7 protein-coding genes are annotated in these 7,730 nt (G+C 64.9%); 2 read left to right on the forward strand and 5 right to left on the reverse strand.

Translation table 11 applies throughout. From position 1 onward, the window contains the following. Both EN939_RS13325 and EN939_RS13330 read left to right on the forward strand, forming a co-directional pair. A partial coding sequence (locus EN939_RS13325; RefSeq protein ID WP_442919532.1) for a bifunctional folylpolyglutamate synthase/dihydrofolate synthase occupies positions 1–815 on the forward strand: 815 nt, incomplete at its 5' end. A gap of 28 nt (positions 816–843) precedes the next feature. Then, positions 844–1,263 (forward strand): VOC family protein, encoded by a 420-nt coding sequence (locus tag EN939_RS13330; protein ID WP_127268386.1) that lies wholly within the window; start codon positions 844–846, stop codon positions 1,261–1,263. A 52-nt stretch (positions 1,264–1,315) separates the two neighbouring features. On the opposite strand, the gene EN939_RS13335 is transcribed toward EN939_RS13330, so the two are convergent. The 5 genes from EN939_RS13335 to addB all read right to left on the reverse strand — a co-directional run. After that, positions 1,316–1,534, reverse strand: a complete 219-nt coding sequence (locus EN939_RS13335; protein WP_127268387.1) for a plasmid stabilization protein — start codon at positions 1,532–1,534, stop codon at positions 1,316–1,318. Between the two features lie 68 nt (positions 1,535–1,602). Continuing rightward, the gene (locus EN939_RS13340; protein WP_127268388.1) at positions 1,603–1,884 is read right to left on the reverse strand and encodes a cupin domain-containing protein; all 282 of its coding nucleotides are present in this window, start codon (positions 1,882–1,884) and stop codon (positions 1,603–1,605) included. Positions 1,885–2,015: 131 nt separating this feature from the next. Beyond that, entirely contained in the window at positions 2,016–2,339 is a 324-nt protein-coding gene (gene trxA / locus EN939_RS13345) for a thioredoxin (RefSeq protein WP_127268389.1), read from the reverse strand. 75 nt (positions 2,340–2,414) lie between these two features. Beyond that, a complete protein-coding gene (gene addA, locus EN939_RS13350) occupies positions 2,415–5,933 on the reverse strand; it encodes a double-strand break repair helicase AddA (protein WP_127268390.1) in 3,519 nt (1,172 codons plus the stop codon). Then, the coding region (addB, locus tag EN939_RS13355) for a double-strand break repair protein AddB (RefSeq protein ID WP_127268391.1) at positions 5,930–7,730 on the reverse strand (1,801 nt) is incomplete at its 5' end. The genes addA and addB, both read right to left, overlap by 4 nt.

The following is a 7,730-nucleotide window of genomic DNA, read 5'->3' on the forward strand; positions in this document are numbered from 1 at the left end:
ACCACGAGGCCTATCTCGGGGACCGTGTCGAACTGATCGCGGCCGAAAAGGCCGGTATTATCAAGCCCGGCTGTCCGGTGGTCATCGGCGCGCAGGAGAGCGAAACGGCGCTGCAGGTGCTGATCGAAACCGCCGAGCGGCTTGAATGCCCCACCTTCGTCTACGGCCAGGACTTCCTTGCCTTCGAGGAAAACGGCCGCATGGTCTACCAGGACGAAGACGGCTTGATGGACCTGCCACCGCCCAGGCTGCCCGGACGCCATCAGTTCGCCAATGCGGCGGCGGCGATCGCCGCGGTCAAGGCGGCCGGTTTCGAGATCAGCCATCGCGCCGCCGAAAAGGCGATGATCAATGTCGCCTGGCCAGGGCGTATGCAGAAGCTGATGCAGGGCCGGCTGGCCGAACTGGCACCCAAGGGCGCCGATATCTGGCTCGACGGTGGCCACAATCCGGGGGCCGGCGTGGTGGTTGCCGAAGCGTTGGCCGAGCAGGAAGAGAAGAACCCGCGTCCGCTGTTCCTCATCTCGGGCATGATCAACACCAAGGACCAGAGCGGCTATTTCCGTGCCTTCAAGGGCCTCGCCCGGCATGTCTACACGGTGCCGGTGAGCCTTAGCGAGGCCGGCGTGCCAAACGACGAACTGGCGGTCCGCGCGACGGAAGCCGGGCTGACCGCCGAGCCGGTGAGTTCCGTCGCCAGCGCGCTGATGCTGCTGCGCGACACCTGGGACGGTCCGGCGCCACGCATCCTGATCAGCGGTTCGTTGTATCTGACCGGCGCGGTGCTGGCCGAGAACGGCACCCCGCCGACCTGAAGGCGGATTTTTCTGCGAGGAACCTGTCATGATCAAGGTCAAGCAGCTCGCTCACGTCTGCATCTTCGCCAACGACCTTGAAGCGACACGAAGCTTCTATCGCGACGTGCTGGGCATGGACACCTGCTTCAATTTCCTGCGTGACGGCAAGATTTTCGGGTTCTACCTCGATTGCGGCGGCGGCAGCCATGTCGAGGTGTTCGGGAAAAACGAGGCCCGCTATGGCGACCTGAACCAGATCAACCACTTCTGCCTAGAAGTGGAGAACATTGATGCCGCGATCGCCCACATCAGGTCGAAAGGTGTCGACGTCACCTCAAAGAAACTGGCCTGCGATGACACATTTCAGGCCTGGATCCGCGATCCAAACGACGTGAAAATCGAGTTGTTCGAGTACACCCAGAAAAGCGCACAATTCACCGGCGACGACCGCATCGCTGATTGGTGAGACCAGCCAAGCCATGACACCGCATCAGGCGCCTTTCTAAGGGTCTCTGAAATCACAATGGTATGATTGCTTCCAGATCGATGTCGACGCCGATGCTTGCCGTCAGGCGGGAATAGAAGAGGGAGGCCGGTTCTCGCCCGGCCTCCCGAATCTCATAGGATTCAAGTGCGCGTTCGACGATATCAGCTATTGAACGGTTTTCGCGACGAGCGAGTCGATGAGCAATATCTCGTGCTTTTGCGCTGCGGACGGAAAGCTGGGGTTCGGCCATTTCAAACTCCCCTTTCTAGAAGATGTAGTCTCTCAGCGCCCATCAAGATGGCACATGATGGCATGCCGTCACCTCAATTCGATCTCGATAAAGGCATATTCGCCTTCGTTGGCGTTGATGACGTCATGTTCGACGCCCTCTTTGCGGAAATAGGGCGCGCCCTTCTTCATCTCGGCGAAGGTCTCGCCGTCCTTGGTCAACAGCTTCACCTTGCCGTCCATCAGCGGCACGACGACATAGTCGTGGCCGTGGCGATGCCAGCCGGTGTTTTCGCCCGGTGCGAAGCGGTACTCGGTGACGATGACGCGCTCATTGTCGATGAATACGGTGGCCTTGGCGGATCCGGTCATGGGGTTCTCCTGTCTGGCTCAAGCAGATGACATGGAGTGGCCGGACGCGAGAGCCAGAGCCACGCACCGATGACGCCAACAAAAAGCCCGGCGCGAGGCCGGGCTTGATGGTCATATGAATTTCAGATGGATCAGGCGAGATTGCCGTTGATCCAGTGCGACAGCGCGGTCTTGGGCGCCGCACCGACCTTCTTGTCGGCCATTTCGCCGCCCTTGAAGATCATCAGCGTCGGGATCGAGCGCACGCCGAACTGGGCGGCAAGCTCCGGATTCTCGTCGATGTTGAGCTTGGCGATCTTCACCTTGGCGCCGAGTTCGGTGGCAATGTCTTCGAGCGCCGGCGCGATCATCTTGCAGGGACCGCACCATTCCGCCCAGAAATCGACGACGACCGGTACGTTGGCGTCAAGCACGTCGGCCTGGAAGTTGCTCTTGTCGACCTTCACGGTTGCCATATGGAAAATCCTTTTGAAAGTTTTTGTCCCACCAAATGTGGTGGTGATCGCGCCCTTCTTCAAGCAGGTGTTGTGTCACGCTCCCGTGAGTCGGGCAAGGGCGTCGTCCATGGCACCGGCTGGCAGCTCGATCAGCCGCGGCGCCTCGGTGAACAGCAGGGCCGCCTTGACCGTGCGGCCGGGATAGAGCGGCTGCAACAGGGCGCGATAGAGCGCGAGCTGGAGCAGGTAGGCCGGCGGCACCTCGGCCAGAGTGGAGGGCGCCGGCCGGTTGGTCTTGTAGTCGACGATCGAGACCGTGTCCGACGTCACCGCCAACCGGTCGATCTTGCCGGAAATCGAGCGCTTTTTGCCCTTTACTTCCAGGCTGCCCATGATCGCGACCTCAGCACGCGACGACGGCGCAAACAGCTGACCGAGGCCGGGATCCGCAAGGATTGATGTGACCGACGCCAGGGCTTTTTCGCGCTCTGACGGAGGCCAGTCCGCACCCGTTCGCAAGAGATAGCGCTCCGCCGCGCGCTGGCGTTCGGGCTCGGCAATGCCCGGCAGCATCTGCAGCAGTTTGTGAAGGGCAAGCCCGCGCAGCACCGCAAAGCCCGGCTCGGCATCGGCGTCGAGCACCGGCGACGCCTTGTCGACCACAGCTTCCTTGCCTTCGTCTATCAGCGCCGCAGCACCGGATGGCGACAGCGGACGCGGCAGATCCTCGAAGGGGGGCAAGGGCCGGAACAAGGTCGCCGGCAGAGGTCCGAAAGCATCCGTCGGCCGCGCCTGCTCGCCGGAAGCCAGTGCGACCGGCGGCAGCTTGGTGACATGGAAACGATGCACCGGCTCGCCGCCGGCGGGATGCGCACGCTGCTCGCTTTCCGGCGCACCGATCAACGCGCGGCTGACGATCGAATGCCAGGTGCCGGCGTTCGGCGCTCGCTTGCCGTGATAGCCGCAGACGATCAGCCGGTCCTCGGCACGGGTCATGCCGACATAGAGCAGCCGGCGGTATTCGTCGTCGGCGAGTTCCCGTGCCCGCGCCGCCGCTGCTTTGGAAAAGCCGTTGGCGACGTCGCTGGCAGAGCGCCAGAGATAGCCCTTGCCGTCCCAATTCGCGCCGGAGCCATCGAAGGGCATCAGGCGCGGCAGATGCTGGTCACTGAACGGGGCGGAACCGCCATCGACCAGGAACACGACCGGCGCTTCCAGGCCCTTGGCAGCGTGCAGGGTCATGACCCGGACCTCGTCGCGGGTCTGGTCCATCTCGCGCTTGATCTCAGGACCGGCGTTTTCCAGCGTCGACAGGAAGGCTTCCAGCCCCGGCAGGCCGGTCCGTTCCTCGGCCAGGCAGAAGCTGAGGAACTCGTCGAGAATGTCGCCGGCTTCGGGCCCGAGCCGCGCGATCATCTTGCGGCGCACGCCATCACGCGCCAGCAGGCCAGCGTAAAACTCGAACACCGGTTTGAAGGCGGCCTCGTTCGTCCAGATGTCGACCTGGGCGACGATCTTCGCCAGTCTCTCGCTTTCGCCGGCGTGCTGTCGCAACGACGCGATCAGCGACAAGCCGGACGGCCTCTGCGCGGCGAGCGTGAAAAGCGTCTCTTCCGGCAGATCGAAGATCGGGCTGCGCAACACGGCGGCAAGCGACAGATCGTCCTGCGGCTGGATGAGGAGATGACCGAGCGCAATCAGGTCCTTGACCGCGATGTGTCCAGGCAGGCTCAGCCGGTCGGCGCCGGCAACCGGAATGTCGCGGCGTTTGAGTGCGCGGGTCAGCGCATGGACGAAGCGGTCGCGCTTGCGCACCAGCACCAGCACATCGCCCGGCCGCAGCCGCTTGCCCCGGCCTTCGATGATTTCGCCACTGCCGATCCAGCCGGCGATTGTGGCGGCGACGTTCTCAGCCACGCGCACCGCCGGCGCGTGCGCATGGTCGATGGCTTGCGTCCAGTCGTCGGGCTCATCGACGACATCGGCGCCGACCGACGGCCACACCTCGACATAGCCCGGTGCGTCGGTGCGGATCGCCTGGTGGCGCAGCGGATCGGGATCATGGCTGATGCCGCGCCGCACGCTCGCGTCGGCGAAGACGCGGTCGACCGCGGTAAGAACGTCGTCGGTCGAGCGGAACGACCAGGTCAGTTTGAGATCGGCAAAGGACGCCTCGGCGTCACGCACCCGTCCCGCGAACAACAGCCGGCTGTCGGCGAAGGAGTCCGGGGCAGCCCCCTGGAACGAATAGATCGACTGCTTCTCGTCGCCGACCGCGAAGACCGTGCGATGGACCCTGTCGCGCGCGCCAAAGCCGGCAAAGAATTCTTCCGCCAGCCGTTTCACCACTTCCCATTGGTCCGGACTGGTGTCCTGCGCCTCGTCGAGCAGGATATGGTCGATGCCCTGGTCAAGCTTGTATTGCACCCAGGGGCCGGCGTCTGGCCGCGCCAGCAGGTTGACGGTGCGGGTGATCAGGTCGTTGAAATCGAGAAAGCCGCGGCTGCGCTTCAGCATTTCGTAGCGGGCGATCAGCCAGTCGGCGATGGTCAGCGCCGCTCTTGTACCCTCCAGCATCCGGAACAGGGCCAGCCGGTCGGTGGTTTCGACGATGGCATTGGCGGCCGAGAGATAGCGCTCCGCCAGATCCGGCAGCCGGTCGACCAGGGCCTTCCTGAAGGCCTTTGCCGGGTCGTAGGCGTCGCCATCGGTCTTGAGGAAGGCTCGCGCCAGCAGTTGCAGGCGCCGAATGGGATCGCCCTCGGCGAAAGCCTGCCGCGCATAGGGCAGGATGTTGTTCAGCACCGATCTGGCGTCGGTGGCCTCGGCTGCGTGGGCGAAGCCGGCAAAATAGTCGGGCAGGAAACCCGGCAACGGCCATACCGAAGCGGCTATGCCCTCGGCCGTCTGGCCTGGATGGAAATGGAATTCCTCGAACAGGGCCTGGAAGCGCGTGCCATCACGCCCGACGGCGTCGATGAAATTGCGCAAGCCGTCGCGCTTGCGCACGATCTCACCCAGCAAGGCGTCGAGCCCGGCTTCGCCGCCCCGATCGAGAATGGCGGCAAAAGCCTCGGCCAGATCCCTGTCGCCGGCGGATGTGCCGGAGATCATCTCGCGGCGCGCCGCGGCGAACAGCGATGCCTCCATCTGGCCGTCGAGCATCTCGAAATGGGCCGGGATGTTGGCTTCCAGCGGGAACTGGTGCAGCACCGATTCGCAGAAGGCATGGATGGTCTGGATCTTCAACCCGCCGGGCGTTTCCAGTGCCTCGGCGAACAGGCGCCGCGCCCGGCGCATGGTCTCGAGATCCGGCCGGCGGCCTTCCAGAGCCTCGACCTTTGCCGCAAGGTCGGCGTCACCGAGCGTGGTCCATTCCGACAGTGTCGAGAAGACCCGGTTGGACATGTTGGCGGCAGCGGCGCGCGTATAGGTCAGGCACAGGATCTTCGAGGGATCGGTGCCGCGCAGCAGCAACCGGATGACGCGCTGGGCCAGCACATGGGTCTTGCCGGATCCGGCATTCGCCGACACCCAGGCGGAATTGCCGGGATCGGCGGCGCGGGCTTGGCTGGTCGCGGTGTCGCTGGGGATCGGATAGGCCTTTTTCATGCCTCCCCTGCCTCGTCGCCGGCATCGCCGCCTGCCGACCATTCGAGCACGCGGGCAAGATGGTCGTAGTCGCCATCGGTCTCGCCTTCGCGGAACGGCAGCGCGCGCGACAGATAACCCGTCGCAGGATCGGCATAGTGGATCAACAGCTTTTCCAGCCGCGCCCAGGCCTCTTCGGCAAGATCGGTCGCGGTCCGCGGCTGGCGATTGTGTTCGAGGATGGATTCCTCGAACACCTCGCCATTCGGCTTCAGCCTGATGAAGGCCAGTTGAGAGGGCTCGCGTACGCCCAGATCCTTGAAGGCGCCGCGCCTGAGCAGCGCGCCCTCCAACGCCAGTTGCGGCGCAAGCAGTGTGTGCGCCTGCGCCTTGGACGGCGAGGAACCGGTCTTGTAATCCAGTATGTCGGCCATGCCGCCGGCCAAAAGGTCAACGCGGTCGGCGTAGCCGGACAGCGTCACGCCGGATTGGCCGACAACGGTCTTGCCGGCGCGCTCCTCGGCATGGCGCTTTGTCACCGCATCGGCGCGCGTGCGCTCCCACCCGATGATGTTGGCGGCGAGTTTCTCGAAGCGCGGCCACCACACCGCCTCGACATCGGCCGGAAGTGCGGCCTCGGCAAAACAGGCGCGGCCGGCGGCGATAAGGCCGGCGAGCGCCTCGGGGGTGCGCGGATCGGCGACACTGCCTGAGAACAGATGCAGGATGGCGTGAAACAGCGTGCCGCGCTCGGCCGCACCGGGGTCGCGGATGACCTGATCGAGCGGCATCAGTCCAAGGATCCGTCTCGCATAGACAGCGTAGGGATCCCGGCGCAGGGTCTCGATCTCGGTGACCGAGAAATGCGTCGGGCGCACCGACAGGGGCGGCTTCGGCTGCGGCCGTGGCGCGAAATCCCGCCTTGGGCCTGTATCCAGCGCGCGCGCCCAGGCGAGCAGTTCGTCGCCACGCCGGCGCAGCTCCGCTGCCTGATTGTTGCCGATAAAGGTCAGCAGCCGCTGAAGCCAGCGCGACGGCACGGCGGGTGCGTCGCCGGCGCGCGCCGAGCGGGACAGCACCACTTTCCCAGCGCCCATGGCCATCGGGAAATCATGCGCGGCAAGGCCGATGCGCCGCTCGGGCGGTTCGAGGTCGATACCGGTCTTCATCAGCCGCGACATGAAGCGGTCGCTCTCGGGCTTGCGCGGCCATACGCCCTCATTGAGCCCGCCGATGACCAGCGTATCGACGGTCAGCAATCGGGCTTCCAGCGCACCCCAGATGGCGATGTTCCGGTCGGTGCCCTGTGCCGGCTTGACCGATTCAGGCGCGATCAGCGCCGCCATGATATCGGGCCACTCGGTCGCCGCGAAGGACAGTGAAGCCGAAGCCGCGACCAGCCCGCGCAGCAGTTCGGCAAGCTTTTCGCCGGCGTCACCGGCATAGAGTTCGCCAAGACCACCGTCGGCGGTGCGGCCGAGATTTTCGAGTGTGGCGACGCTGGCCCTGACAAGCGCGGCAAGGTCGGCATCGTCCCGGCCGCGGAAGGCTGCGAGCGGCGCCAGAGCCTGCTTGAGACGTTCAAGCAAATTCCGGGTAGTTTCGATGGAGCGCACGGTCAGCCGGGAAAACCAGAAGGGCGGCCGGCTGCCGCCGCCCAGACCGGTGAGGCGGGCCTCGAACAGTTCCGGCAGCGAAACGATGTCTGGGCGGCCGGTGCCGCCGCGCAGCGCCACCAGCTCGACCAGTTCCGCCGCGTGGCGCACATCGGCCCGCTCGAGGCATTGTTCAGGCCAGGCGATCCGGTCGGCCTGTTGT

Origin of the sequence: Mesorhizobium sp. M7A.F.Ca.CA.002.05.1.1 (assembly GCF_003998335.1) — a bacterium.
In the GTDB taxonomy this organism is placed as follows: domain Bacteria; phylum Pseudomonadota; class Alphaproteobacteria; order Rhizobiales; family Rhizobiaceae; genus Mesorhizobium.